We start from the raw sequence: 25,748 nt of genomic DNA, 5'->3' as shown, positions 1-25,748 counted from the left end.
GCGTAAATAAACGCACTGGCTTATTTACCACCAATAGTCATTGAGCCAATGAGGAGTGAGCCCGACTCCTTCGAGCCTCGCACTAAAACATCACTGCCCACCATTTGAATATCAAGCAACATTTCGCGTAAATTACCCGCAATCGTAATTTCTTCAACTGGATATTGAATTTCTCCCTGCTCGACCCAGTAACCAAAGGCTCCGCGCGAGTAATCGCCAGTGACATAATTGACCCCTTGACCCATTAATTCGGTCACGAGTAGGCCGGTACCCATCGCCTTCAGTAGTGCGGGTAAACCGCCCGATACGGTATTGTTACTCGCCAAGCGAAGATGATGTGAGCCACCTGCATTGCCAGTACTTTGAAGGCCTAATTTTCGTGCGGTGTAAGTCGATAAAAAATAAGCTTGCAGAACACCGTTTGCAACTACCGTGCGAGCCTGTGTTTTAACACCCTCTTCATCGAATGGTGCACTACCGCTAATACCAGGAATATGTGGATCTTCATATAAGCTAAGGTGACTTGCCAAAACAGCTTTACCCAAACTATCTAATAAAAAACTCGAGCGCCGATATAAAGCGCCCCCAGAAACAGCCTGCACAAAAGAGCCTAATAAACCAGCGGCCACTGGCGCCTCAAAAATAACGGGGCAACGCTGCGTGCGAATTGACCGTGCTTTGAGGCGAGCCAAGGCACGCTGAGCTGCATAGCGCCCAATTTCGGCGGGCGGAGCTAATTGAGTTGGAATACGTGAGCTGGAATACCAATCGTCACGCTGCATAGACGGTCTTTTGCCCGTTGTACTCGCGATGGGTGCACATGAAATAAAGTGGCGTGAATAGGCATAGCCGCCTAAAAACCCTTGGCTACTAGCCAAAATAAAATGACCTTGATGCGTTGAGACAGAAGCGCCATCACTATTTTGAATTTGGGGGCTCACTGCAAATGCAGCCGCCTCGGCAGAGCGTGCTATTTCAATAGCGTCTATGGCTTCAATATCCCAAGGATGAAATAAATCGAGATTCAGGGGATTTTTTTCAAGCAAATCATACTCTGGGAGACCTGCACAATCATCCTCGGCAGTATGTTGAGCTATATGAAAGGCGGCTTCGACGGTAGCCCGTAGCGAGGTCGGTGAAAAGTCGCTAGTACTTGCATTACCGCGTCGCTGTCCCAAATAAAGACTTACCCCCACTTGTTTATCGAGGCTTTGCTCTATGGTCTCAATTTCTCCCTTGCGGGTGGTTACAGCTAGCCCATGGCCCTCAGAAATCTCTGCGGCGGCATCGCTCGCCCCTAAACGACTGGCTTCTGCCAGCATAAATTGCACAATTAATTGAAATTGCTCAGTGGTATAGGTAAACATACCCTAATAATAGCTAGAATAGCGATATGAAGCATACCGAAGCTTGGCACCGCAGTACCCCCAATGAACTGAAGATTGGTTTGGTCTCGGTTTCCGACCGAGCCAGTCAAGGGGTATATACCGATCAAGGCATTCCTGCCTTGCGCGCTTGGCTTGATCAGGCCCTAGTCTCTCCCCATGTTTTTGTTGAGCGCCTCATCCCTGATACCCAAGAACTCATTACCGTCACCTTAATTGAGCTGGTCGATGAGTATGCCTGCGATTTAGTTCTCACCACTGGCGGCACTGGCCCCTCTCGGCGCGATATTACCCCCGAGGCGACTTTAGAGGCGGGGACAAAAATCATGCCTGGATTTGGTGAACAAATGCGGCAGATTAGCTTGCATTTTGTACCCACCGCTATTCTTTCACGGCAGCTTGCAGTCTTGCGTGAAATTGTTGACCATGCTGCTTTAATTATTAATTTACCTGGGCAACCGAAGTCCATTCAAGAAACGCTAGAAGGCCTTAAAGACGCTGATGGCAAAGTACTGGTTCCAGGTATTTTTGCCGCAGTACCTTATTGCATAGACCTCATTGGCGGGCCTTATATGGAAACGAATGAAGCAGTGGTGAAAGCTTTTCGACCAAAAAGTGCATTGAAAAAATAGCGATTGCCGTCAAGCGACCCTGCTTTTGCGCTAATTCGCTAATTGGGGGTAATAAAGAATTTTTCGCGGTAATACTTCAACTCTTCAATCGATTCTAAAATATCCGCTAAAGCAGTATGGGCTTGCTGCTTCGCAAAGCCTTTCATTAAATTGGGTTGCCAGCGTTTCGCCAATTCTTTAATGGTTGATACATCCACATTGCGATAATGAAAAAACGCTTCGAGCTTTGGCATATAACGCGCCATAAAACGGCGGTCTTGACAAATTGAATTGCCGCACATAGGAGAAACGCCCGCTTTCAGATATTGCTTAAGAAAATCGATGGCGGCCTGCTCAACCATGGCTTCGTCAAGCACTGAGGCCTTGACTTTATCGATTAGCCCAGATTTACTGTGGGTGCCAGTGTTCCAAGAGTCCATGCCGTCTAAAACTGCATCGCTTTGATGCACTACGAAAACGGGTGCGGTAGCCAGTAAGTTCAAGTTTGCATCGGTAATGACCAAGGCAATTTCCAGAATTCGATCACTATCAGGTTTAAGTCCTGACATTTCCATATCAATCCAAATTAATGACTCACTAGCAGTACTTAGGGCAGTTTTTTCACTCATAACTATAATCATCTCATGACCTTCACAATTATCTTCTTGAGCGCCTTTTTTCTTAGCTTTGGCATACGCTACTGGCTTGCCCAGCGGCAAATAAGGTATGTCGCCCAACATCGCGATGTCATCCCGGCCGAATTTGCGACAAGGATCTCTTTGGTAGAACATCAAAAAGCTGCCGACTACACCATCGCCAAATTACGCTTAGGCACTATTGAAAACATTCTGAGTGCCATCGTCTTAATCTCCTTCACGCTCTTGGGGGGTCTTGAATACTTAAATCAACAACTCACGCAATGGCTTGGGAATGGCATTTCGCAACAAATCGCTTTACTGTGCAGCATCTTCATCATTACTGGGGTGCTCGATTTACCCTTTAGTTGGTACAAGCAATTCAAGCTTGAAGAGGCCTTTGGCTTTAATCGCATGACCCTAAAACTGTTTTGCCTCGATTTATTAAAGGGCGTGGTCTTAGGTGCTGCTTTGGGCCTACCACTGCTGTGGGTAATCCTAAGCTTAATGGCTGAGGCAGGGCCGCTCTGGTGGCTGTGGACTTGGTTTGTCTGGACTGCATTCAATGGCCTATTACTGTGGCTATTTCCAACCTTTATTGCACCACTGTTTAACAAATTTAAAGCCCTTGAAGATGGTCCCCTCAAAATTCAAATTGAACAACTTTTAAAGCGCTGTGACTTTGCTAGTCAAGGCCTCTTTGTGATGGATGGCAGTACCCGCAGTGCCCACGGTAATGCTTATTTCACGGGAATTGGCAAGGCGAAGCGAATTGTTTTTTTCGATACGCTGATTGAAAAACTAAACCCGGGCGAAGTCGAGGCAGTTTTAGCGCATGAGTTAGGCCACTTCAAACGTAAACATATCCGCAAACGTTTATTGGTGTCATTTGCCCTCAGCTTAGTGGTATTAGCACTCTTAGGCTGGCTTAGTGGGCAACCTTGGTTCTATTTTGATCTGGGTGTCACACCGAGTCTGTCTGGCTATAACGGCGGTTTAGCATTGGCCTTATTTATGTTGGTGTCACCCGTATTTGGTTTTTTCCTTACCCCCCTTAATAGCCTTGCTTCTCGTAAACATGAATATGAGGCCGATAACTTTGCGGCTGAAAAATCGTCTGCGAGCGATTTAATTTCAGCATTAGTGAAGCTCTATCAAGACAATGCGTCAACCTTAACTCCCGATCCGCTCTACACCGCATTCTATAGCTCACATCCCCCTGCACCGCTGCGCATTGCGAATTTAAAGCAAAGCCGCTGATGCACTCTTAACCCCAATGGCTCGCGTTCCATGTCGCTTAGTCGCGCCCTACTAATAGCTTCGTATGGCAGGCATTATTTAGCCCAAACTCTGCGTACCGATGTATCTAAGCATCAATCCCATGGCGGGCCACTGATCGAAGTGACCACGCCAGGCAAACGCCATTTGGGTGCAGTGGGTGATATTTTGCAATTAGAAAGAAGTTCTGATAGACAAGCGCGCTTAGTTGAAATTGAGCCCCGCCGTAATTTGCTTTATCGCTCCGATGCATTTAAAAGTAAATTAATCGCTGCTAATGTGGATCAAATCCTCGTGGTCTTGGCAACTCAACCCGCTTTTTCTCCAGACCTGCTAGGGCGTGCAGTTGTGGCAGCAGAGGCCAATCAAATTGGTTTACATATCTTGCTTAATAAATGTGACTTAAGCGACTCAATTGAAACTGCGCGAAAATTGATTGAGCCCTATGCACGCATGGGCTATCCAGTGAGTGAAGTCTCCGCAAAATTTGATACCGCCTCACTCGAGCGTCTTCATGGCGCGCTGCAGGGTAAAGTTTCTGTACTGGTTGGCCAATCGGGTATGGGTAAATCAAGTTTACTGAATGCTTGGGTACCCAATGCCGCGGCCGTCACCCAAGAGTATTCTGTGCGCCTTGATACCGGCAAACATACAACTACTGCCTGTCGCTATTTTAATTTACCCAGTGAATGGGGCATAGCAGATGGTAAATTAGGCGCCCTTATCGACTCACCCGGTTTTCAAGAATTTGGTCTTGCTCATCTCTCAGTGAGTGAGTTACAACATGCATTTCGCGAGTTCAAAGACTATCTGGGGCACTGTCGTTTTCATAATTGCGCCCATGAAACAGAGCCTGGCTGTGAGATTCGTGAAGCGGTTGCTAAGCACATAATTGCACCAGAGCGTTTGGCTTTATTTCGTCAACTACGCTCAGACTCGCAAACCGCTGATATCCAAATGATGGGTATTACTACAGCCAAACAGCGATAGTCAACATTGCCAACAAAATCATCAGAGCAATAATCACGCGCCAGACTAAACCAATTGCCGAACGCAATGTTCTTTCACTAGGCTCAAGCCCTACATCATAAATTGGCGCGTCACCCGCCTCAGCCATGCGTAAAGCTTCTTCACTATCAGGCTCACGTAAAGGCTCACCTAAGCGAACACCCAGAGCGCCACTACCGGCCGCTAAAATCACTGCTGATAATTCATCAGCCCACTTATGCGTGAGATAGCGCCAAGCATAGATGGTGTCTTCAAAATTTCCAGCCAAAGCAAAACTCATCGCCGTTAAACGTGCCGGCACCCAATCGAGCACATAAAAGAAATGACGGGCAGCCGCTTCTAAATTATGTGAATTGGGCACATGCTTACCCCAACGCTCGGCGGCCATATCGGCCAAACGGTATAAAACAACGCCGCCAGGCCCTAGGGGCATCAGAAACCAAAAAAATACGCCAAATACATGACGATGCGAGCCAATAATGGCTTTTTCTAAAGCCAAAGAAATAATCTCAATTTCATTTAAATGTGCAAGCTCTAAATCGGGTCCATACCACTCACCCAATGCAAGGCGCGCTGCTGGCAGATCATGGTTTTGAATGGCCTGATGCACCGCTGTAAAAGAATGACTAAATTGACGAAAACCAAAGAACCAATACACAATTAAAACATTCCAGAAGAAAGCCAAAATTGGATACGTCATCATGCAAGCAATGTGAATAATAAAAACTAAAAAGGTTGGCAAAATAAAAGCAATCAAACAGGCGAGGCGAGCCCCAACTGGAGTGGCACCCTGCCCAGCTTTGCCGCTAAATTCTTTGGCAACCCAATCTAGCCAAGCAACACTCCAACGACGAACCCAATGCTGTGCATTGACTGGCCGATATTGTTCAGCAATGAGGGCAAAGAGAATGGAGAAGAAAATCATACTTTAAGTAAATGATAAAGGTTGCGCAGCATACCTGCTGTAGCACCCCAAATAAAACGATTTTCGAAGGGCATCGCGTAAAACCGACGACTGCCCTGCTCGCTAGTTGCCACGCGCACTTGGTGATGGGCCGGATTCATTAAGAATGTTAAAGGCACCTCAAACGCGTCAGCCACTTCGAATTCATCTAAAACATAATTGGTCTGTGGATGCACTAAACCTACGATGGGAGTAACGCGATACCCCGAGACCGTTAAATATTCAGGCAATTGACCTAGTAACTCAACCTGATCAGCTGCTAGCCCAACCTCCTCATAACTCTCACGTAAGGCGGTCACCGCAGCGCTACTATCGCTTGACTCCATGCGCCCCCCAGGAAAGCTAATTTGCCCCGCATGGTCGTGAAGATGATCGGTTCTTTGAGTCAATAAAACAGCTATACCCGCTGCTCGTAAGACCAGCGGAATCAGCACTGCAGCTTGAGTCGAAAGGCCTTGTGCTTGGCGCTGCGCAATAATATCGCTGGCCATCACATGGCGATTTTCATCGGTAATTTCCGGCGTCCATATTGGTGGCGCAATAAAACGCTGGCGCAATTGATCGGGTAGTAGCCTACTACTTGCAATTGATGGCTCGCCAGCACAATTAGACTGAATCGGAACCGCCTGCGGATTAAACCCAAGTGGTACGGCAATCGAGGTAGCGGACGGCGAAAGTTTAGACATCATTGGACTATTTTAGGGTAATAAAAAAGGCGACTGTAGTCGCCTTAGTTTTGCCGCTGAAAAATGCCCTTATTCAGTGGCAGGCGCTTCAACAACTTCAGCAACCACCGCTTTAACGCGGGCTTGCAACTTTTCTTTAATACGCGCAGATTTGCCTGAGCGATCGCGCAAGTAATAGAGCTTGGCACGACGAACATCGCCGCGACGCTTCACCTCAATATTAGCAATTAGGGGTGAATATAACTGAAAGGTTCGCTCGACCCCTTCTCCAGAGGAAATTTTTCGCACAATAAAGCTGGAATTCAGGCCACGGTTGCGTTTTGCAATCACGACGCCTTCAAAAGCCTGTGTTCGCTTACGCGTGCCCTCAACCACATTGACACTAACCACAATGGTATCGCCAGGCGCAAAGCTCGGCATTTTTTTATTAGCACTGAGACGAGCAATTTCTTCTTGCTCAATTTTTTCAATCAAATTCATTACAACTCCTTAAACATCATGTCTGCGTTTAATCCCGTTTACCTCTTAGTAATAAATACCTGAGAGCGGACCAGATAGAGGATGCAATTAAACCATTTTTATTAAGCTAGAGAATGCAGAAACTGCTCATCCTCTTGACTTAATAACCCTTTTGCACGAGCAGACTCAATGAGATCTGGTCGTAACCTTTTTGTCAGCGCCAAAGACTGCTGCCGACGCCAACCCATTATTTTAGCGTGATGTCCGCCTAAAAGCACGTCCGGCACAGATAAATTACCAACTATTTCTGGTCGGGTGTAGTGCGGATAGTCCAAAAGGCCATTTATAAAGCTATCTTGGGCTGCTGACTCTTGATCCCCAAGTGCCCCAGGAATTAAGCGAATCACCGCATCCATCATCGCCATGGCAGGTAATTCACCCCCAGAAAGCACAAAATCCCCCAAAGAAAGCTGTAAATCGACCTTGCGCTCAATAAAACGCTGGTCAACTGCCTCGTACCTACCGCAAATTAGGGTTAAATTACCGTAATTGAGGATATCTGCTGCTATCTGTTGCGAAAATGCTTTTCCTTGCGGGGCTAAAAGGCAGACTGGGCCTGAACGAATGCCTAGCTGTTGATGTTGCGCCTGAATTGCCTCGACCGCATCTTCAAGCGGCTTGGCCATCATCACCATGCCAGGACCACCGCCATAAGCCCTATCATCGACTGTTTTACGGGCATCAGTAGAAAAATCCCTTGGATTCCAAAGACTTACGCTAGTTAGCTGGTGCTCACATGCACGCCCTGTTACACCCCACTTGGTCAAAGCGGAGAACATTTCGGGAAAGATGGTAACGACATCAAAGCGCATTGAAGCCCCTTTCTTACCAGTCGGCTTGCCAATCAAGCTCAATGGTACGGGAAGATAAATCCACTTTTTTAATGATTTCGGGTACAAAGGGAATCAGGATAGGTTTTGGTCCGACTGACAAGATCGGGTGGGCTGCGTTATCCGTAATCTCGATTACCTCGCCCAAATCTTCCCCCTGGAGATTAATTACTTTACAGGCGATCAAATCAACCCAGTAATACGCGTCATTCTCAGGCTTTGGAAAATCGCTTCGTCTCGCTAAAATACGACCGCCCTTTAAAGCTAAGGCTGCATCACGATCAGTTACCCCCTCTAGGTGGAGCACGACTAAGCCACTATGGCTCTTTGCCTGCTTAACAGCATATTTTTGGGGGGAGAAAACTGAACTAGGAGACTTTTCACCAGCGGCATCTTTCGCCAAATGGGGGCGCAACGACAACCAAACCGACTTAATTGCTAATAGGGCAACAGGATCTGGGGAAAAAGGGCGAACTTTAATTCCGCCCTGCAAGGCTTGTGCATCTTGAATTTGGCCTAACTCAACTAAATCGTCTGGCAGTGAATCAGCCACCTCAGCTTAAACTACAGCAGCAGGATGATCTTTGATCAAGCGTTTTACAGTCGGCGAAATTTGAGCACCGACGGTAGTCCAGTAAGTCATGCGTTCTTGCGCAATACGCATGGCCTGCTCGGATTCAACAGCATTCGGGTTGAAATAACCCAGACGCTCAATGAAGTTCGAGTCACGACGATTGCGTTTATCGGTTGCAACAATGCTATAAAAGGGGCGGTTCTTAGAACCTCCACGTGCCAGTCGAATGACGACCATACTTATTCCTTAAAATCTAAAATGAAAACGGGTTATTGATGACTCATGCCAAAGCAGAGAACCCCATATTCTAGATGAAAACCGTGCTTTGAGCCATCAAATTCCCTAACCTATCATTAGCTAGATATGAAAAACCCCTTAAAAACAACATCTTATACGCCATCTAGGCCCCTATCGGCGATCTGCTTATCGCCTATTAAAGGCATCGTCATCAGCTGCTTACTAGGCCTTCTTACCGCCTGCAGCAGCCTTACCCCACCTTGCGCCGCTAGAGTAAGCCCGCCTTATGCGGAATTGCGCGGCACTAAGTGGGAACTGATACGTTGGAATTTACCCCCCAATACTGCCGGAGAGGTGCGTCAGCGACCAATTCCTCAAGGGGATCTGGGCCAGCCGATTCAATTTGAATTCGCTCCTCAAGGCCTCATCATCAGTGGTTTTACTGGCTGCAACCGCTTTACTGGTGAGATTGTTGAGGAAGCACGAGGTATTAGCATTGAACGCGTGGCTAGTACCCGTATGTCTTGTTCGGGCCCAAGAAATGAATTAGAAAATGATTTTCTTTATGAACTCAATGATTATCGTAATCTAGTGCGTGATGGTGATCGACTGCTCCTCATTGGTCGTGACCGTGAAGTGCTCAGCTTTATACAACGACCCGCCTCCATAAACCCAAAAAAGAATTAAGAGAGTAACGCTACTTGCCCACTATCCAAATTAAACGGAAATCAAAACTGCTCTTTTGCGCCCTTGGCCTACTTTTGCCTGGCACAGGCATGAATTGTTTTTATTTGCGCGGCCTTTCCTCATTTTGGGCTTGGTCTCAGTTACTCGCCCTGCTTTTAGGTTGCATCGGCTGGACCATCTTGCAGGGTGCCGAATTAAATTCCGTACTCGGCTGGATATTATTAACGCTAGGCTTTATTTCTTTAGAGGCCAGTTGGCTAACGACAATTGCCTTTGGTTTACGTACCGATCAACGCTGGGATGCCCAATTCAATCCCTTAATTGACCCGCAGCAAGCTACTCAATCAGGCTGGCTAACCGTGTTAACCGTGATTTTTTCGTTGGTCTTCGGGGCTGGAGTAATGATGACTTTTCTAGCGATTGCATTTGAGCAATTTTTTATTGCCCAATTGGCAGAAGCGCGTAAACTCTCGCAATAAAAAATAGTGTGCACGCCCAATTTAAAATTGTTCGCTAGCGAGAGCATTGGTAATAGCGCCCCCAGTAATAATACTAGTGGCTAAAGCACTCGCCTGAGGCAGTAAATTTTCAGCAAAAAATTGGGCGGTGATTATTTTCGCCTCATAAAATGTTGGATCTTGATCACGTAAACGCTCTGCAGCTAGTAGTGCGCGCGCCATTTGCCAGGCGCCTAATACTAGACCGCACAGCTTTAAATAGGCGTAACTGCCAGCATACACATTTTTAACTTCTGTTTTGGCGTGCAATAAGATATAGCTCAGTACTTGCTCAAAAGCCAAGCGACCTATTTGTAATTGTGCTAACACTGCTAGTGCAGCAACGCTATTACTGGTCCTCAAGTTCGCTTCTGTAGCCACAATACTGGCAATGAGTTCATAGGCTACTTTGCCCCCATCGCGGACCGTTTTACGACCGATCAAATCATTGGCCTGAATAGCTGTGGTACCTTCATAAATCGTCAAAATACGCGCATCACGATAAAACTGCGCGGCGCCAGTCTCCTCAATAAAACCCATTCCGCCGTGCACTTGCACGCCAAGACTCGCAACCTCTATCGCCATTTCAGTAGAGAAGCCTTTAACAATAGGCACTAAAAATTCATACAGCCCTTGGCCATGGGTTCGCTGCTTAAGATCTACAGCAGCATGTGCAGCATCGTATTGAGCAGCAGCCATGTAGGCTAATGCGCGCGCTGCTTCGGTGTAAGCCCGCATCGTTAACAACATGCGTTTCACATCAGGTTGATGAATAATGCTGACAGAATTTTCTGAACCATCTAAATCACGCCCTTGCACCCGATCTTTAGCATAAGCAACGGCCTTTTGATAAGCTCGATCAGCCACCGCTATGCCCTGAATGCCCACTGCAAAGCGAGAGGCATTCATCATCACAAACATATACTCCAGCCCACGATTTTCTTCGCCCACCAGATAGCCGATTGCTCCACTCTGATCGCCAAACTGTAAAACTGCAGTGGGGCTCGCTTTAATCCCCAATTTATGTTCTATTGAAATGCACTCAACCTCATTTCGCGCACCTAAACTACCATCTGCTGCTAACAGGAATTTTGGCACCACAAATAAAGAAATGCCTTTGATTCCCGCAGGCGCGTGCGGAGTTCGAGCCAATACCAAATGCACGATATTGTCAGTCATATCGTGTTCACCATAGGTGATATAAATTTTGGTGCCGAAGAGCCGATAACTACCATCGGCTTCTGGTTCAGCGCGGGTGCGCACCAAGGAAAGATCGGAGCCAGCTTGCGGCTCAGTTAAGTTCATTGTGCCAGCCCAAGCACCAGAAATCATCGCGGGTAAATATTGCGCCTTTAAATCATCATTAGCGGCAATTAACAGAGCTTCAATCGCACCATCAGTTAAGAGCGGACATAAAGCAAAAGAGAGGTTAGCTGCATTGACCATCTCTAAGCAGGGTGTAGCAATTAATTTGGGTAGGCCTTGGCCGCCATACTGCGCGGGATGAATCACACCCTGCCAGCCAGCATCTGCATATTGCTGCAAGGCTTCTTTAAAGCCAGCAGTCATGCTCACCACACCGTTATTCCAAGTGCTGGGATTCTGGTCGCCAGCCCAGTTCAGCGGTGCAATAACAGTCTCATTGAATTTCGCAGACTCTTCTAAAACAGCAGGGGCCAGTTCTTCATCAGCACCCGCTTCAGCGTACCGCGGATATTGCACTACCTTAGCCAAATCAGCCAATTCTTGCATCACAAACAACATATCCTTCACTGGCGCATGGTATGTCATGACAATGGCAGATCAGCTCTTTAACAATGCAGTGAGCTCAGGAATTGCAGTAAATAAATCGGCTACCAAGCCATAATCAGCAACACCAAAAATTGGTGCTTCAGGATCTTTGTTAATAGCCACAATAACCTTCGAATCTTTCATGCCAGCCAAATGCTGAATGGCCCCAGAAATTCCGATGGCGATATAGAGCTGGGGTGCTACGATTTTTCCAGTTTGGCCTACCTGATAATCATTGGGCACATAACCAGCATCGACTGCTGCCCGTGAAGCTCCTAATGCCGCCCCCAATTGATCGGCTAAAGGGTCAATCAACTCATGGTATTTTTCACTCGAACCTAAACCTCGACCACCTGAAACAATTATTTTTGCTGCGGTTAACTCAGGGCGATCTGATTTAGTTAAGTCGCGACCTACAAAACTCGATTTACCTAGATCTGCAACTGCAGTTTTTTGCTCAATACTTGCTGTACCCCCCGTGGCAGCAACGGCATCAAAACCCGTAGTGCGCACAGTAATGAGCTTTTTAGCGTCACTGGACTGCACCGTCGCAATCGCATTTCCCGCATATATAGGGCGTTCAAAGGTATCTGCCGAAATCACTTTAGTAATATCAGAAATTTGGGCCACATCTAATTTTGCTGCCACGCGAGGTAAAACATTTTTACCATGCGAGGTTGCAGGCGCCAAAATATAATCGTATGACGGTGCTAACGATAAGATTTGTGCAGCAACGGGCTCAGCCAACTGATTACTTAAAAAATCGGCGTCAATGTGAATAACTTTACGCACGCCCACGATTTTTGCTGCTGCTTGTGCCACGCCCTCTGCTACATAACCAATCACCAAGAGATCGACTTCAGGAGAGCAGGCTAAAGCAGCAGTAACGGTATTCAATGTTGCAGATTTGAGCGATTGATTATCATGCTCGACAAGAACTAAAGCGCTCATTTAAATTACCTTTGCTTCATTTTTTAATTTATCAACTAAAGCCGCTACATCGGCAACCATGACTCCAGCAGTTCGTTTAGGAGGCTCTTCCACCTTCAGGATTTTTAAGCGGGGGTTCACGTCAACGCCCAAGTCTGCTGGCTTGATGATTTCAAGGGTTTTCTTCTTCGCCTTCATGATGTTAGGCAAGGTTACATACCGTGGTTCATTTAAGCGTAAATCGGTGGTAATGATAGCGGGTAAAGTAATTGAAATAGTCTCTAAACCACCGTCAACTTCGCGAGTTACATTCGCCTTACCATCAGCAACCGTCACCTTAGAGGCAAAAGTAGCCTGGGGGAAATCTAATAAGGCAGCTAACATTTGGCCAGTTTGATTGCTGTCATCATCAATGGCTTGCTTTCCAAGAATGACCATTTGCGGGGCCTCCTTAATACAGAGGGCTTGCAAAATTTTTGCGACTGCTAAGGGTTGCAAGTCAAGCTCGGTCTCAACCAAAATGGCGCGATCGGCACCAATTGCCAAAGCAGTGCGTAAGGTTTCTTGACATTGGGGTAAGCCAGCAGAAACCACAATCACCTCGGAAGCTAAACCAGCCTCTTTTAAGCGTACTGCTTCTTCAACAGCAATTTCATCAAAAGGATTCATACTCATTTTGACGTTAGCGATATCAACTCCAGATTGATCTGATTTAACCCGCACTTTGACGTTGTAATCAACGACTCGCTTTACCGCAACTAAAATTTTCATTGCACTCTCTTTAAATACTAAAAAATCACTTTAGGGCATTAAAATTAATGGGGGAAATGGCTTATTCCAGCCTCAGTGCTATTTTATCAAGCTCTGGCAATAGACTATCTAAACATCTATAGCCGTAGCTGAGCCAGCGCGTTTACGTAACTCAAACTTTTGAATTTTGCCAGTTGAAGTTTTGGGCAATTCACCAAAAACAACCGCCTTAGGCACCTTAAAGTTGGCTAAATATTGCTTACAATGGGCGATAATCTCGGCGGCAGTTACGGTTTCACTGGCCTTAAGCTCTAGAAATGCGCAGGGCGTTTCGCCCCACTTAGGATCGGGCTTAGCCACTACTGCGGCGGCTAATACCGCCGGATGGCGATACAGTACATCCTCAATTTCGAGTGAAGAAATATTTTCACCGCCAGAAATAATAATATCTTTACTGCGATCTTTAACTTTGATGTAACCATCAGGATTCATCACGGCTAAATCGCCTGAATGAAACCAACCGCCCGCAAAGGCTTCTTGTGTTGCTTGCGGGTTTTTTAAGTAACCCTTCATGGTGATGTTGCCGCGAAACATAATTTCACCCATAGTTTCCCCATCAGCTGGCACAGCTTGCATGGTTTCTGGATCAAATACCATAAAAGCTTCTTGCAAGTGATAGCGCACACCCTGCTGTGCATTAAGACGTGCCCTAGTGCCTAAATCTTGCTGCTCCCAATCATCCTGCTTGACACAGACAGCGGCAGGACCATAAGTTTCAGTAAGGCCGTATACGTGGGTCATATCAAAGCCCATCATTTCCATGCCCTCAATAATGGCTGCGGGAGGCGCCGACCCAGCGATCATTGCCTTAACACCGCGTGGCACACCAATTTTTAATTCAGCTGGGCTATTGACGAGCATATTGTGCACAATGGGTGCCGCACAATAATGGGTCACGTGCTGCTCTTTAATGGCCGCAAAAATCGTTTGGGGGTCAACTCGTCGTAAACAGACATTGATGCCAGCACGCGCCGCAACAGTCCATGCAAAACACCAACCATTGCAATGAAATAGTGGCAAAGTCCATAAATACACAGGATGCTTTGCCATATCCCATTCTAAAATATTGGAAACAGCATTAATTGCTGCACCTCGGTGGTGATACACCACTCCCTTTGGATTACCGGTGGTACCAGAAGTGTAGTTAAGGCAAATTGCCGCCCATTCATCTGCAGGTAATGCCCATTTATATTGGGGGTCTCCTTCAGCTAATAATTGCTCATAGGTCAGCTTGCCAATTTTTTCACTTGCCCCTGAATACTCAACATCTTCTGCGTCAATGACTAAAATCTCACGACCACTTTCTGCGCGCGCTAAGGCCAATGCTTTTTTCATTGTGGGCACAAATTCAGGATCAACAATCACCGCTTTAGCTTCACCATGATTTAACATAAAAGCTATCGCCTCAGCATCTAAACGGGTATTGAGTGCATTTAACACTGCGCCCGACATCGGCACCCCAAAGTGAGCCTCGACCATCGGCGGCGTGTTTGGCAACATCACTGCTACCGTATCGCCTACTGTAATTCCTTGTTTGTTAAGAGAGCTAGCTAAGCGGCGACAACGAATGGCCGTCTCGCTCCAAGTTTGCCGCAAGGATCCATGAATAATGGCTAAATGATGAGGATAAATATCCGCTGCTCGCTCAACAAATAAAAGCGGTGTCATGGGCGTGTAATTTGCCGCGTTTCGCTCTAAACCTTCTTCAAAAATACTTGCCATCTTGACCTCAGAAATGATTCCTGTAAATATACTTATAAATCCCCTAAAGCCTTTAAGTGAGCAACTACACTGCGCCCTAATGCAGAAAGGTTATAGCCGCCCTCTAAGCAACTCACAATTCGACCTTCAGCAAACTCATGTGCAACAGCTTTGAGGCGCTTGGTAATCCACGCATAATCATCTTCAACTAAACCCATTTGACCTAAATCATCTTCACGATGAGCATCAAACCCAGCTGAAATCACAATGAGCTGCGGTTTAAATTCTCTTAAGCGGGGTAACCATACTGCATCTACCAACTCGCGCACAACTTTGCCATTGGTTGATGCCGGCAAGGGAATATTAATCATATTATCGGCAGCCTCTAAGCCGCTGTATGGATAAAACGGATGCTGAAAAAAACTACACATTAACACTCGTGGATCATCGATAAAGGCGGCTTCGGTACCATTACCATGGTGGACATCAAAATCAATAATCGCTACCCGCTCTAAACCATATTGCTGCATCGCATAGCGTGCGGCTATGGCAACATTATTAAAAATACAAAATCCCATAGCACGATTTGGCTCAGCATGGTGTCCAGGTGGCCGTACCGCACAAAAGGCATTTTCTACTTCGCCCTTCATCACCGCATCAACTGCTGCTATTGCCGCACCTGCGGCGCGGCGGGCAGTTTGCCAAGAAGCACTATTCATAATCGTATCGCCATCGAGCATGAAGTAGCCACTGGCAGGTGCGTGCGATTTTACAAACTCAATATGATCTGCGCCATGCACTAATTCTAAATTGGCTTCGGTTGCTAGGGGGGGATCAATCCGTTGCAAATAACCATCAATACGACTTTGAATAATTTGATCTTCAATCGCCTGAATACGCTCAGGACACTCAGGGTGGTGGCGCCCCATCTCATGTAATAAAAAATCTGGGTGGCTGATATAAGCGGTGGTCATTTTTACTGCCTTTCCATCTAAACGGTAAACTACTTCTGCTCTATGAATAAACTTTATTCCATTAATCAATTGAACACTGTCAAGCTTGGCTTCATTTTTACTTTCATTGCCACCTGCATTCTGATTGCGCTCTGCTTGTCAGGCTGCACTACACCCATCCCCTCCGGAACTCCCGAGACACTAGTCAGCCAAGACCCCATTGCTCCAGCCCAAACCCCTAATGCTAGGGCTCCAGATGCTAGTTTCGCAAAAAACTTGACTGAACTATTACTCCAGGTATCAAACAATCATAACGTGCCGCTAGCCATCCTTGAGGCGGGATTTCAAGATACTAAATCGATTCATAGTATTAAGAAATTGGTATTACCCCCATCTCAGGAATTTAAAAAGAATTGGGCCGCTTATCGCCTGCGCTTTATCGAACCCGTGCGCATTAAGGCTGCGCAAGCATTTTGGGTGCAAAATCGCGAATTTTTGAGCCAAACCGAAGCCAGTACTGGAGTTCCGGCCCCTTTAATCGTCGCAATTATTGGCATCGAAACAATTTATGGCCGTCAATTAGGAGCCTTTCGGGCTAAAGATGTCTTAACTACTCTCGCCTTTGAATACCCACCTACCCCTAACCAAGCTACTCGTGAAGCCTTATTCCGAGAGCAAATTAAAGAGCTCATTTTACTTTGCTGGGCCGAAAGCAATACTGGCGCAAATTTTCAGCAAACTCAATTTAATCAATGCCTCAATCAAAATAGCTCTTATGCTGGCGCCATTGGATTACCTCAATTTATGCCAAGCAGTATTCGCGCCTACGCCAAAGATGGGGATGGCGATAATAAGATTGATTTAAAGGTCAGCGCTAAAGACGCCATTGCAAGCGTAGCCAATTTTTTGCAACAACAGGGCTGGCAAGTTGGTATGCCAATTTATTTTCCACTATTACCTAGTTCACAAGCCCTAACTGCCGCTGCTCTCCTTGCCGATGGCGAACCTGACCTAAAACATACTATTCAGGAATTCATTCGACTTGGGATTCTTGCCCCCGAGCGAGGCGATTTACAGCATGGTGGCGTGAGTCCAACAAGCAAAGCGCTGATTGTTGATTTACCTTATCTGGATAAAAAAGGCCTTGAACAAACTCGCTATGTAGTCGGACTAGCCAATTTTCTCAGTATAGTAAATTACAACCGCAGTTATTTTTATGCTCAAAGTGTGGCTGAATTTGCTGAAGCCTTGGGTTACGAAAATAAAAGTGCGGTTCCTATTATTCCTCAATCCATGCAATCTTTAGTGATGGAAAAAACAGTACCGTCAAGCTCTTCAGCGAAAGCGAAAGCGAGTACCAAGAAAAAACGGCAGAAGACTAATCTCGCAAATTAAGCGGGGAAAACCCCTGTCGACAAATAGCGATCACCCCGATCGCAAACAATAAAAACTATAGTGGCATTCTCTACTTCTTGCGCAATCCGTAAAGCAATAACTAAAGCGCCAGCTGCAGAAATTCCACAAAAAATCCCTTCTTCCGCGGCCATTCGGCGCGCCATTTCTTCTGCAGCCGATTGGGTTACGTACTCAATACGATCAACGCGCTCGCCTTGATAAATTTTGGGCAAATAAGCAGGTGCCCATTTGCGAATTCCGGGAATTTGCGATCCTTCGGCAGGTTGCGCGCCAATAATTTCAATCGCTGGATTCATCATCTTTAGATAGGTAGATACTCCAGTAATCGTGCCAGTGGTGCCCATTGCCGAGACAAAGTGAGTAACTTGACCGGCAGTATCACGCCAAATTTCAGGGCCGGTAGTTTCTAAATGAGCGCGGGGATTATCGGTATTGGCAAATTGATCGAGTAAACGTCCACGTCCCTCACGCTGCAGCTGTACAGCATAATCACGGGCTAATTCCATACCCCCAGAAGCCGAAGTTAAAATTAATTCAGCGCCATAAGCTGTCATACTTTGACGGCGTTCTAGACTTTGATTTTCTGGCATTACTAAGAGCATTTTGTATCCCAGCATCGCCGCCGTCATGGCCAAGGCAATACCCGTGTTGCCACTAGTTGCCTCAATCAAGGTATCGCCCGGTTCTATTTCACCGCGCTCATGGGCGCGTCGTATCATCGATAAAGCTGCACGATCTTTGACTGAACCGGCGGGATTATTCCCTTCTAACTTACCCAAAATGAGATTGTTACGGGGCTCACCTACCGCCCCAGGAATTCGTTGTAAACGGACCAAAGGCGTATTACCCACAGTATCGGCAATAGTAAGGTAGGCAGGAGTTGGGTCGACATTTGGCACGGCAGGCAAGTTCATTGCTTCATTTTAGCTATATTGGAAATTACCTGCCGTAGGCTGAGCATCTTACTTTAGCGCCAACTTACCGCCTGAGTTAACGCCTAAACCGCGGCTTAATTTCTTGGTGACGGCTTTCCTGAATAGGCCTTTTCACGCTCAGCACTTTTATTACTTGGCTTACGACGACCCCCACCTTGATCAGCGCGGCCCTTGCTTTTGGTTTCACGATAACCACTAGCCGCTTCAATCGTCAGACCGTTATCGATTAATTTTTCTACAGATTTGCTGCCAATACCGCGTACCCGTTTTTGCAAGTCATCGGCATTTTGAAATGCACCACCATCATCACGCGCAGTAATGATCGCTCGCGCACGTGCGGGACCAATACCCTTAATACTTTCGAGCTCACTTTGACTGGCCGTATTCACATTAATACCGTCTGTAGCAGCTATTGCGGTGGAATGCAATATCCCCCAAGATGAAATAAGCGCCAAGACCAAGGCAAGCTTTAAAAGCGTATTACGAAAAACTGTATTCAAATTCCAAGCCATAGATTCTCCAAAAGTTTAAACATCGATAACAATTCACAAGCTGAAGCCTGCGAAGCATTACAACGGAATTGAAGATGGTGAGTTGACTAAAAAAACGGGATTAGATCGGCTGGGCTAAAAAATCAGCGTTAGCTGACAGCCAGTCAACATAACGACTGACGCCCTGCTCAACATTGAGGAAGGAATCAGAATAGCCAATAGCGCGCAATTGTTGCATATCAGCTTGCGTAAAACACTGGTACTTACCTTTTAAATCAGCTGGAAACGGCATGTATTGAATCAAACCAGCTTTAACTAATTCGGGCAGAGTCAGTGGTGGCTCGCCGGCAGCTTTGCGCAAAGAATTGACTACTGCACAAGCAACATCATTAAATGGCTGGGCTTGGCCAGTACCTAAATTAAAAATGCCACTTTTGTCGGGATGATCAAAGAAAAATAAATTGACTTTAACCACGTCTTCAATCGAAACAAAATCCCGACTTTGTTCGCCTGACTGATACCCGCCATACTCACCAAATAATTGTACAAAACCTTGTTTTTTAAACTGATGAAATTGATGAAATGCGACTGAGGCCATGCGACCTTTGTGTGATTCGCGCGAGCCATAAACATTAAAGTAACGTAGGCCAACCACTTGCGCCGTATTAACATTTTCAACAAACTTGGCGCGCATATATTGATCAAATAAAAATTTCGAGTAACCATAAACGTTTAGTGGCTTCTCATATTGGCGCTCTTCCATAAATTTTTCAGAGCCGCCATACACTGCAGCAGAAGAGGCGTACAGAAACGCTGTCTTTTGAGCCATACAGGTTTCGTAAACATCCAACGAATATTGATAATTGTTTGCCATCATGAATACGCCGTCACTTTCCATGGTGTCAGAACAGGCACCTTGATGGAAAACCGCACTCACCTCGCCAAACCAGCCCTTTTTAAAGGAATTAATAAAAGCTGACTTATCGACATAATCTGCTATGTGCAGATCGGCCATATTCCGAAATTTATCCCCTTGACTCAAATCATCGACGGCAATGATCTGCCGCTCACCGCGCGCATTCAGTGCTTGGACTAAATTAGAGCCTATGAAACCGGCGGCCCCAGTAACAATAACGGTCACTGTAATTCCTCACTAGTAACGGTGGCTGTGCCTAGCTTACCCACGACGATACCACCAGCACGATTAGCTAAAGCCATAGCGCGTTCTAGGGGCCAAGCCGCTGCCAGAGCCACTGCTAAAGTAGCAATGACTGTATCGCCAGCACCAGATACATCAAATACTTCGCGGGCTTGAGCACGTACATGGCTGACACCAGCATCGGTATATAAACTCATGCCATCTTCTGAACGCGTGAGTAGTAAAGCTTGAATTTCTAAGGAACGCCGTAAGGCTTGCGCACGCTCGGTCAGCTCTTCTTCACTAGCCCATTTGCCAATGACTTGCCGCAATTCAGCGCGATTCGGCGTAATCACCGTTGCGCCTCGATAGCGTTCAAAATCGCTACCCTTAGGATCAACTAAGATAATTTTTTGTTGAGCCCTGGCCTGCAAAATCATGGTGGCAACTTGATCTAAAGTGCCTTTGCCATAATCCGACAGAATCACTGCATCGACTGCAGTAAGTAAGGATTCAAACCGGGCTAATTTATGTTTTAAGGCTGCAGCGCTAGGCGCCTCTTCAAAATCAAGGCGAATCAGTTGTTGCTGCCGCGCAATGACACGCAATTTAACCGTAGTCGGCACTTTGGCATCTTCTTCTAATTGACTGTCAACTCCGCTAGCTAAAAGCAGTTCGCGCACACGAGTGCCCGCTTCATCTTCCCCAACGACGCCCAATAAGCTGGTTTTTGCCCCCAAGGCAGCCACATTACGGGCGACATTTGCAGCCCCACCCAAACGCTCGTCAATTTTTGCTACCTGCACTATTGGTACTGGGGCCTCAGGAGAGATGCGCTCGCTATCCCCAAACCAATAGCGATCTAACATGACATCGCCCACCACCAAGATGCGGGTTTGTTGAAATTGTGTAGCTTGTGCTTTTTCGACCATCTGCTTTTTGCTCGCTAACTTAACTATGCCGCCCAATGCCAAAATATTCAATCCCTAATTCTTGCATAGTTAACGGCTCATATAAATTTCGGCCATCAAAAATAACGGGGTTTTTCAACTTTTGTTTCAACTGCTCAAAATCGGGACTCCGAAACGCCTTCCATTCAGTCACGATGACCAAGGCATCGCAAGCGTCAACCGCCTCCATAGGACCGTTTACCATGCTGACTTTTTTTAAACCCGTAGGATTATCTTGAAAGTCTAGTTCAAGGCAGTGTTGGGCCTCTGTCATCGCAACAGGATCATAAGCCACGACGCTAGCGCCACGGCGAACCAATTCTTGAATAATGACGCGACTAGGCGCCTCACGCATATCATCCGTATTCGGCTTAAAAGCTAAGCCCCATAAAGCAAATTTCAAGCCGGATAAATCATTGCCAAAACGTTTCACTATTTTTTCAATCAAAATGGTTTTTTGCGCCTCATTCACCGCCTCAACTGCTTGTAAAATTTTTAAATCGCGACCATGCTCAAGCGCTGTTTGACTCAGCGCCGAAACATCTTTAGGAAAACAAGAGCCGCCATAACCGGTGCCAGAATATAAAAAACCATATCCAATACGCGAATCAGAACCAATTCCTTGTCTTACCGATTCAATATCTGCACCAACAATATCTGCTAAATTGGCTAATTCATTCATAAACGAAATACGTGTGGCTAACATCGCATTAGCTGCATACTTGGTGAGCTCAGCACTTTTTACGTCCATATAGTAGGTGCGCTCATGATGACGATTAAAGGGTGCATATAGCTTCCGCATTTGTTCTCGTGCACGTAAGCCTGCAGCGTCGGTAGCAGTACCAATCACAATCCGATCAGGGCGCATAAAATCTTCAACTGCAGCACCTTCTTTTAAAAACTCTGGGTTTGAAACAACCGAACACAGATCTAGATTTAAGTTGCGCAGCTGAAGTTCCGCTGTAATTGCTGCTGTTACTCGATCGGCAGTCCCTACGGGTACTGTCGATTTATCAACAATGACTTTCGGAGATATCATGTGGCGGCCAATATTACGCGCGGCGGCAACTACATATTGTAAGTCGGCTGAACCATCTTCATCGGGCGGTGTACCGACCGCAATAAATTGAATCTCGCCATGCGCCACACTGGCGGCAACATCGGTAGAAAATTGCAAACGACCCGCTGCGCGATTACGCTCTATGACCTCTTTAAGTCCAGGCTCAAAAATGGGCACCCCACCTGCATTTAAAGTGGCGATTTTTTTGGGATCTAAATCTAAGCAAAAAACATCATTCCCAATTTCAGCTAAACAGGCACCAGTTACCAAACCAACATATCCGCTACCAACAATGGTTACTTTCATCAATCTTTCCTTACGTCTACAAAATTGGTTATCATCACATAGAAGGGCCGCTAATCACGACACCCTCTGATCTACGAGGCGAGTATGCCTCCCAATGGTTACAACCTGGACACTGCCAATAAAAACGTCTAGCCCTAAAGCCGCAATTACCACAGGTATAACGCGCTAATGAGGTCGTACGTAGTTTTAGTAGCCCTAGGGTAGCCTGTAAATCGGTGACACGTGTCGCAGGGCCATCGGTCTTTGCTAAAATCAAGCGCGTTTCTGCCAACTTTGCTAAAGCGCTTAAGCTAGGTGAATGCTGCATGACCTCAACTAACATCTGTTCCGCAGCATTTGCACCCAATAAGCTCATAGTGTGCTTATGAACGATATCCAACAATTCGCCTGAACCTTGCGTTGGTAACAAATCTGCCAGCTGATTTAAGCCTTCCTTAGCCCTATCTAAACTAGTGAAAGCAGCCATCCAACGATCCGCAACTAAATGCATATATGCAGGATGATTTTGGGCAATTAAATTCCACGCTTCAATTGCTTGTGCTGGCCGATCCATGGCTAGCAAATAATCCCCTTGCAAAATGAGCGCTCGCGCTTGATTTGGCACAGCTTGTAAAGCACGCTCAATTGATTGTTCAGCCTCTAGCAAGTCGTTTCTGCGCAGCGCCTCTTGGGCGATCTCACAATGAAACTGGGCAATTTCAATTTGGTGACTTTTCTTTTGTAAGGCAGCAAGTTCAGTAGCAGCAACGATCGCTTTTTTCCAATCGCGCTCAACTTGATACATTTCCAATAAGCTTTCTTTAGCGGGTATGGCGTATTTACCTTCACCCACGCGGTTTAAAGAGGCTTCAGCACGATCTAATAAGCCTGCGCGCAAAAAATCCCGACCTAATTCATATGCGGCATGATCGCGATCACGCGATTTTAAATCAGTACGATTCGCTAAATGCTGGTGCACCCGAATCGCTCTTTCAGTTTCACCTCTTCGCCGAAATAAATTTCCCAATGAAAAATGGAGCTCAATGGTCTCGGGATCAAGTTGGGCAATTTTGACTAGGGTTTCGATTGCCTGATCAGGCTGCTCATTCAGTAAAAGGCTTAAGCCTTTAAAAGTCGAGCGCTGTTGACGCATGCGCTCTTGTTCATCCATCCGACTTTCTAAACGAAAATCCCATCGCGATGCTAGCCACCCCAAACCAAACAACACCGGCAGGAGTAATAACCATGCGGTTTCAATCTGAATCATGACACCCAAAGCGACTAAACACCCGAACTACCTTTGGCTTTAAGCGCTTGATAGTCGACTCGTTCGCGTAATTCTTTGCCAGGCTTGAAATGCGGCACCCGCTTCTCGGGGATGAGCACTTTTTCTCCAGATTTCGGATTTCGGCCTGCGCGCGCTGGGCGATGATGCAAAACAAAACTGCCTACGCCACGCAATTCAATACGCTTACCCTCAGCTAAGGCTTGAGTCATGGTATCGAGCAGCGTTTTCACCGCCAACTCAACGTCACGAGGTAATAACTGTGGAAATTGCTCCGCCAAGCTTTCGACTAACTCTGAACGGGTAATCGCTTGTTGCTCTTGATCTGACATGATGAATAAATAAAAAAACGCTACCTTCAGATGAAAGTAGCGTAGATTTAAATTAGCCCTGATTGTCCATTTTTGCTTTTAATAAAGCGCCTAAATTGGTTGTACCCGATTGCGCCTCACCTTGCATTTTAGTCATCGTGTCCTGCTGATCAGCACTATCTTTTGCTTTAATCGAAAGATTAATGGTGCGTGACTTACGGTCAATATTAATAATCATTGCAGTTACCGAATCACCCTCTTTCAACACATTGCGCGCATCTTCAACCCGATCAGTTGAAATTTCGGAAGCACGTAAATATGCTTCTACTTCATCGGCCAAATGAATGACTGCGCCCTTGGCATCAACACTCTTCACGGTTCCTGTAACCATACTACCTTTATCGCTAGTCGAGGTGTAATTGTTGAATGGGTCACCAGACAACTGCTTGATACCAAGCGAAATACGCTCTTTCTCAACGTCAATTGCTAGTACAGTTGCCTCAACTTCATCGCCTTTTTTATACTTCTTCACAGCCTCTTCACCTGGCTCGTTCCATGATAGGTCGGAGAGATGCACCAAACCATCAATGCCCCCAGGCAAGCCAATAAATACTCCGAAGTCGGTAATCGACTTAATTGCACCGCTTAACTTATCGCCTTTTTGTTGACCACGTGAAAACTCTTCCCAAGGGTTCGCTTTGCACTGTTTAATGCCCAAGCTAATACGGCGTTTATCTTCATCAATATCAAGCACCATCACTTCAACTTCGGTGCCTAAAGCAGTGGCCTTACTAGGTGCGACATTTTTATTAGTCCAATCCATTTCAGAAACGTGGACCAAGCCTTCGATACCAGATTCGATTTCAACAAACGCGCCGTAATCGGTGAGGTTCGTGACTTTGCCAAATAAACGGGTATTTGGAGGATAGCGTCGAGCGATGCCAACCCAAGGATCATCGCCAAGCTGCTTCACACCGAGTGAGACACGGTTCTTCTCTTGATCGAACTTCAAAATCTTTGCGGTAACTTCTTGACCAACAGTCAACATCTCGCTTGGGTGACGCACGCGACGCCAGGCCAAATCGGTAATGTGTAAGAGGCCGTCAATGCCACCCAAGTCAACGAAGGCGCCGTAATCAGTAATATTTTTCACCACACCCTGTACGACGGAACCTTCTTTGAGATTCGACATCAACTTAGCGCGCTCTTCACCTTGACTGGCTTCGACTACTGCACGACGGGATAAGACCACATTGTTACGCTTCCGATCAAGTTTAATAACTTTAAACTCCATCGTTTTGCCTTCATAGGGGCTTGTGTCTTTAATGGGGCGGGTATCAACCAGTGAGCCAGGTAAAAAAGCGCGAATGCCATTCACCATCACAGTGAGGCCGCCTTTAACTTTACCAGTCACTGTACCGGTGACGATCTCGGCTTGTTCGAGGGCTTTTTCGAGATTCATCCATGATGCCAATCGTTTGGCCTTGTCACGGGACAAAATCGTATCGCCATAACCATTTTCAAGCGCATCGATGGCAACAGAAACAAAATCGCCAGGGTTGACTTCAATTTCACCAGCGTCGTTATGGAATTCTTCAACAGGAATAAACGCTTCCGACTTTAAACCAGCGTTTACAACTACGAAATTATGATCAATACGAAGTACTTCGGCCGAAATAACCTGGCCGGTTTTCATATTAGAACGGGTTAGGGATTCTTCAAATAGTGCTGCAAAAGATTCAGACATGTGTATTCACTTTGTGCCGCCGGAAGGCCCGACG

General features: G+C 46.3%; 26 protein-coding genes and 1 pseudogene. 6 read left to right on the top strand and 21 right to left on the bottom strand.

Going from position 1 to position 25,748, the window contains the following annotated elements; translation table 11 throughout:
• Window positions 1–20: 20 nt before the first annotated feature.
• Window positions 21–1,367 (bottom strand): metalloprotease PmbA, encoded by a 1,347-nt coding sequence (pmbA, locus tag LZG75_RS09070; RefSeq protein WP_370634812.1) that lies wholly within the window; start codon window positions 1,365–1,367, stop codon window positions 21–23.
• A gap of 26 nt (window positions 1,368–1,393) precedes the next feature.
• Here pmbA and mog point away from each other — a divergent pair, with 26 nt between their 5' ends.
• Window positions 1,394–2,017 carry a molybdopterin adenylyltransferase gene (mog, locus tag LZG75_RS09065; protein WP_233924199.1) on the top strand — a complete coding sequence of 208 codons (624 nt, stop codon included), beginning with the start codon at window positions 1,394–1,396 and terminating at the stop codon, window positions 2,015–2,017.
• Window positions 2,018–2,055: 38 nt separating this feature from the next.
• Here the strand turns inward: mog and orn are convergent, their stop codons facing one another.
• Window positions 2,056–2,625, bottom strand: coding sequence for an oligoribonuclease (gene orn / locus LZG75_RS09060; RefSeq protein WP_233924198.1), 570 nt, complete (start codon window positions 2,623–2,625; stop codon window positions 2,056–2,058).
• Between the two features lie 15 nt (window positions 2,626–2,640).
• Between orn and LZG75_RS09055 the strand changes: the two genes are divergently transcribed.
• Both LZG75_RS09055 and rsgA read left to right on the top strand, forming a co-directional pair.
• Window positions 2,641–3,891, top strand: coding sequence for a M48 family metallopeptidase (locus LZG75_RS09055; protein WP_233937294.1), 1,251 nt, complete (start codon window positions 2,641–2,643; stop codon window positions 3,889–3,891).
• Between the two features lie 30 nt (window positions 3,892–3,921).
• Entirely contained in the window at window positions 3,922–4,899 is a 978-nt protein-coding gene (rsgA, locus tag LZG75_RS09050) for a ribosome small subunit-dependent GTPase A (protein ID WP_233937293.1), read from the top strand.
• On the opposite strand, the gene LZG75_RS09045 is transcribed toward rsgA, so the two are convergent.
• From LZG75_RS09045 to rpsP, 6 genes are all read right to left on the bottom strand, one after another.
• Window positions 4,880–5,842 (bottom strand): CobD/CbiB family protein, encoded by a 963-nt coding sequence (locus LZG75_RS09045; RefSeq protein ID WP_233937292.1) that lies wholly within the window; start codon window positions 5,840–5,842, stop codon window positions 4,880–4,882. The two genes, rsgA and LZG75_RS09045, sit on opposite strands and share 20 nt — an antisense overlap.
• Window positions 5,839–6,570: a CoA pyrophosphatase gene (locus LZG75_RS09040; RefSeq protein WP_233924194.1), complete on the bottom strand. Its 732-nt coding sequence runs from the start codon at window positions 6,568–6,570 to the stop codon at window positions 5,839–5,841. The genes LZG75_RS09045 and LZG75_RS09040 overlap by 4 nt, the downstream gene beginning before the upstream one ends.
• 66 nt (window positions 6,571–6,636) lie before the next feature.
• Window positions 6,637–7,047, bottom strand: coding sequence for a 50S ribosomal protein L19 (gene rplS / locus LZG75_RS09035; RefSeq protein WP_233924193.1), 411 nt, complete (start codon window positions 7,045–7,047; stop codon window positions 6,637–6,639).
• 101 nt (window positions 7,048–7,148) lie between these two features.
• Window positions 7,149–7,898: a tRNA (guanosine(37)-N1)-methyltransferase TrmD gene (trmD, locus tag LZG75_RS09030; protein ID WP_233924192.1), complete on the bottom strand. Its 750-nt coding sequence runs from the start codon at window positions 7,896–7,898 to the stop codon at window positions 7,149–7,151.
• Window positions 7,899–7,911: 13 nt separating this feature from the next.
• Window positions 7,912–8,469, bottom strand: a complete 558-nt coding sequence (rimM, locus tag LZG75_RS09025; protein WP_233924191.1) for a ribosome maturation factor RimM — start codon at window positions 8,467–8,469, stop codon at window positions 7,912–7,914.
• Between the two features lie 6 nt (window positions 8,470–8,475).
• On the bottom strand, window positions 8,476–8,727 hold the full coding sequence (gene rpsP / locus LZG75_RS09020; protein WP_233924190.1) for a 30S ribosomal protein S16: 252 nt from the start codon (window positions 8,725–8,727) through the stop codon (window positions 8,476–8,478).
• Window positions 8,728–8,853: 126 nt separating this feature from the next.
• Here rpsP and LZG75_RS09015 point away from each other — a divergent pair, with 126 nt between their 5' ends.
• Window positions 8,854–9,414 (top strand): META domain-containing protein, encoded by a 561-nt coding sequence (locus LZG75_RS09015; RefSeq protein WP_233924189.1) that lies wholly within the window; start codon window positions 8,854–8,856, stop codon window positions 9,412–9,414.
• Between the two features lie 14 nt (window positions 9,415–9,428).
• Entirely contained in the window at window positions 9,429–9,893 is a 465-nt protein-coding gene (locus LZG75_RS09010; protein WP_233924188.1) for a hypothetical protein, read from the top strand.
• 21 nt (window positions 9,894–9,914) lie between these two features.
• Here LZG75_RS09010 and LZG75_RS09005 read toward each other — a convergent pair whose 3' ends face one another.
• From LZG75_RS09005 to LZG75_RS08985, 5 genes are all read right to left on the bottom strand, one after another.
• Window positions 9,915–11,702 (bottom strand): acyl-CoA dehydrogenase, encoded by a 1,788-nt coding sequence (locus LZG75_RS09005; RefSeq protein WP_233924187.1) that lies wholly within the window; start codon window positions 11,700–11,702, stop codon window positions 9,915–9,917.
• A 12-nt stretch (window positions 11,703–11,714) separates the two neighbouring features.
• Window positions 11,715–12,653 carry an electron transfer flavoprotein subunit alpha/FixB family protein gene (locus LZG75_RS09000; RefSeq protein ID WP_233937291.1) on the bottom strand — a complete coding sequence of 313 codons (939 nt, stop codon included), beginning with the start codon at window positions 12,651–12,653 and terminating at the stop codon, window positions 11,715–11,717.
• The gene (locus tag LZG75_RS08995; protein WP_233924185.1) at window positions 12,654–13,403 is read right to left on the bottom strand and encodes an electron transfer flavoprotein subunit beta/FixA family protein; all 750 of its coding nucleotides are present in this window, start codon (window positions 13,401–13,403) and stop codon (window positions 12,654–12,656) included. It lies immediately after the preceding gene.
• Window positions 13,404–13,511: 108 nt separating this feature from the next.
• On the bottom strand, window positions 13,512–15,164 hold the full coding sequence (locus tag LZG75_RS08990; RefSeq protein WP_233937290.1) for an acyl-CoA synthetase: 1,653 nt from the start codon (window positions 15,162–15,164) through the stop codon (window positions 13,512–13,514).
• A 32-nt stretch (window positions 15,165–15,196) separates the two neighbouring features.
• On the bottom strand, window positions 15,197–16,117 hold the full coding sequence (locus LZG75_RS08985; RefSeq protein WP_233924183.1) for a histone deacetylase family protein: 921 nt from the start codon (window positions 16,115–16,117) through the stop codon (window positions 15,197–15,199).
• A 42-nt stretch (window positions 16,118–16,159) separates the two neighbouring features.
• Here LZG75_RS08985 and LZG75_RS08980 point away from each other — a divergent pair, with 42 nt between their 5' ends.
• The gene (locus tag LZG75_RS08980; protein WP_233924182.1) at window positions 16,160–17,491 is read left to right on the top strand and encodes a lytic transglycosylase domain-containing protein; all 1,332 of its coding nucleotides are present in this window, start codon (window positions 16,160–16,162) and stop codon (window positions 17,489–17,491) included.
• On the opposite strand, the gene cysM is transcribed toward LZG75_RS08980, so the two are convergent.
• The 8 genes and pseudogenes from cysM to rpsA all read right to left on the bottom strand — a co-directional run bounded on the left by cysM (window position 17,488) and on the right by rpsA (window position 25,714).
• Complete coding sequence (cysM, locus tag LZG75_RS08975) at window positions 17,488–18,426, bottom strand: cysteine synthase CysM (protein ID WP_233924181.1); 939 nt, start codon at window positions 18,424–18,426, stop codon at window positions 17,488–17,490. The genes LZG75_RS08980 and cysM overlap by 4 nt on opposite strands.
• A gap of 95 nt (window positions 18,427–18,521) precedes the next feature.
• Window positions 18,522–18,959 carry a ComEA family DNA-binding protein gene (locus LZG75_RS08970; RefSeq protein WP_233924180.1) on the bottom strand — a complete coding sequence of 146 codons (438 nt, stop codon included), beginning with the start codon at window positions 18,957–18,959 and terminating at the stop codon, window positions 18,522–18,524.
• Between the two features lie 100 nt (window positions 18,960–19,059).
• Window positions 19,060–20,079 carry an ADP-glyceromanno-heptose 6-epimerase gene (gene rfaD, locus LZG75_RS08965; RefSeq protein WP_233924179.1) on the bottom strand — a complete coding sequence of 340 codons (1,020 nt, stop codon included), beginning with the start codon at window positions 20,077–20,079 and terminating at the stop codon, window positions 19,060–19,062.
• Window positions 20,076–21,008, bottom strand: coding sequence for a D-glycero-beta-D-manno-heptose-7-phosphate kinase (gene rfaE1, locus LZG75_RS08960; RefSeq protein WP_233924374.1), 933 nt, complete (start codon window positions 21,006–21,008; stop codon window positions 20,076–20,078). Before rfaE1 ends, rfaD begins: the two co-directional genes overlap by 4 nt.
• Window positions 21,009–21,027: 19 nt before the next feature.
• A complete protein-coding gene (locus LZG75_RS08955; RefSeq protein WP_233937289.1) occupies window positions 21,028–22,392 on the bottom strand; it encodes a UDP-glucose/GDP-mannose dehydrogenase family protein in 1,365 nt (454 codons plus the stop codon).
• Between the two features lie 34 nt (window positions 22,393–22,426).
• Window positions 22,427–23,638, bottom strand: coding sequence for a lipopolysaccharide assembly protein LapB (lapB, locus tag LZG75_RS08950; protein ID WP_233937288.1), 1,212 nt, complete (start codon window positions 23,636–23,638; stop codon window positions 22,427–22,429).
• A gap of 23 nt (window positions 23,639–23,661) precedes the next feature.
• Window positions 23,662–23,988 (bottom strand): annotated as a pseudogene (locus LZG75_RS08945) (integration host factor subunit beta); the annotation flags it as partial.
• A 52-nt stretch (window positions 23,989–24,040) separates the two neighbouring features.
• Window positions 24,041–25,714, bottom strand: a complete 1,674-nt coding sequence (gene rpsA, locus LZG75_RS08940; RefSeq protein ID WP_233937287.1) for a 30S ribosomal protein S1 — start codon at window positions 25,712–25,714, stop codon at window positions 24,041–24,043.
• Window positions 25,715–25,748 lie beyond the last annotated feature (34 nt).

This window comes from Polynucleobacter sp. IMCC30063 (assembly GCF_021395235.1).
GTDB lineage: Bacteria > Pseudomonadota > Gammaproteobacteria > Burkholderiales > Burkholderiaceae > Polynucleobacter.
The sequence above is the reverse complement of the archived record's forward strand: the minus strand, read 5'-3'. Positions and strand labels throughout refer to the sequence as shown.

Bases quoted from the DNA above. Each gene is read 5' to 3' on its own strand.
- cysM (WP_233924181.1), bottom strand. From the start codon at position 18,426: ATGAACTTGCCTGCCGTGCCAAATGTCGACCCAACTCCTGCCTACCTT.
- LZG75_RS09015 (WP_233924189.1), top strand. From the start codon at position 8,854: ATGAAAAACCCCTTAAAAACAACATCTTATACGCCATCTAGGCCCCTA.
- LZG75_RS08980 (WP_233924182.1), top strand. From the start codon at position 16,160: ATGAATAAACTTTATTCCATTAATCAATTGAACACTGTCAAGCTTGGC.
- LZG75_RS08985 (WP_233924183.1), bottom strand. From the start codon at position 16,117: ATGACCACCGCTTATATCAGCCACCCAGATTTTTTATTACATGAGATG.
- LZG75_RS08955 (WP_233937289.1), bottom strand. From the start codon at position 22,392: ATGAAAGTAACCATTGTTGGTAGCGGATATGTTGGTTTGGTAACTGGT.
- rplS (WP_233924193.1), bottom strand. From the start codon at position 7,047: ATGAATTTGATTGAAAAAATTGAGCAAGAAGAAATTGCTCGTCTCAGT.
- lapB (WP_233937288.1), bottom strand. From the start codon at position 23,638: ATGATTCAGATTGAAACCGCATGGTTATTACTCCTGCCGGTGTTGTTT.
- rfaE1 (WP_233924374.1), bottom strand. From the start codon at position 21,008: ATGGTCGAAAAAGCACAAGCTACACAATTTCAACAAACCCGCATCTTG.
- LZG75_RS08990 (WP_233937290.1), bottom strand. From the start codon at position 15,164: ATGGCAAGTATTTTTGAAGAAGGTTTAGAGCGAAACGCGGCAAATTAC.
- trmD (WP_233924192.1), bottom strand. From the start codon at position 7,898: ATGCGCTTTGATGTCGTTACCATCTTTCCCGAAATGTTCTCCGCTTTG.
- LZG75_RS09055 (WP_233937294.1), top strand. From the start codon at position 2,641: ATGACCTTCACAATTATCTTCTTGAGCGCCTTTTTTCTTAGCTTTGGC.
- rpsA (WP_233937287.1), bottom strand. From the start codon at position 25,714: ATGTCTGAATCTTTTGCAGCACTATTTGAAGAATCCCTAACCCGTTCT.
- mog (WP_233924199.1), top strand. From the start codon at position 1,394: ATGAAGCATACCGAAGCTTGGCACCGCAGTACCCCCAATGAACTGAAG.
- pmbA (WP_370634812.1), bottom strand. From the start codon at position 1,367: ATGTTTACCTATACCACTGAGCAATTTCAATTAATTGTGCAATTTATG.
- rpsP (WP_233924190.1), bottom strand. From the start codon at position 8,727: ATGGTCGTCATTCGACTGGCACGTGGAGGTTCTAAGAACCGCCCCTTT.
- orn (WP_233924198.1), bottom strand. From the start codon at position 2,625: ATGAGTGAAAAAACTGCCCTAAGTACTGCTAGTGAGTCATTAATTTGG.
- LZG75_RS09040 (WP_233924194.1), bottom strand. From the start codon at position 6,570: ATGATGTCTAAACTTTCGCCGTCCGCTACCTCGATTGCCGTACCACTT.
- LZG75_RS09045 (WP_233937292.1), bottom strand. From the start codon at position 5,842: ATGATTTTCTTCTCCATTCTCTTTGCCCTCATTGCTGAACAATATCGG.
- LZG75_RS09000 (WP_233937291.1), bottom strand. From the start codon at position 12,653: ATGAGCGCTTTAGTTCTTGTCGAGCATGATAATCAATCGCTCAAATCT.
- LZG75_RS09005 (WP_233924187.1), bottom strand. From the start codon at position 11,702: ATGACATACCATGCGCCAGTGAAGGATATGTTGTTTGTGATGCAAGAA.
- LZG75_RS08995 (WP_233924185.1), bottom strand. From the start codon at position 13,403: ATGAAAATTTTAGTTGCGGTAAAGCGAGTCGTTGATTACAACGTCAAA.
- LZG75_RS08970 (WP_233924180.1), bottom strand. From the start codon at position 18,959: ATGGCTTGGAATTTGAATACAGTTTTTCGTAATACGCTTTTAAAGCTT.
- rsgA (WP_233937293.1), top strand. From the start codon at position 3,922: ATGTCGCTTAGTCGCGCCCTACTAATAGCTTCGTATGGCAGGCATTAT.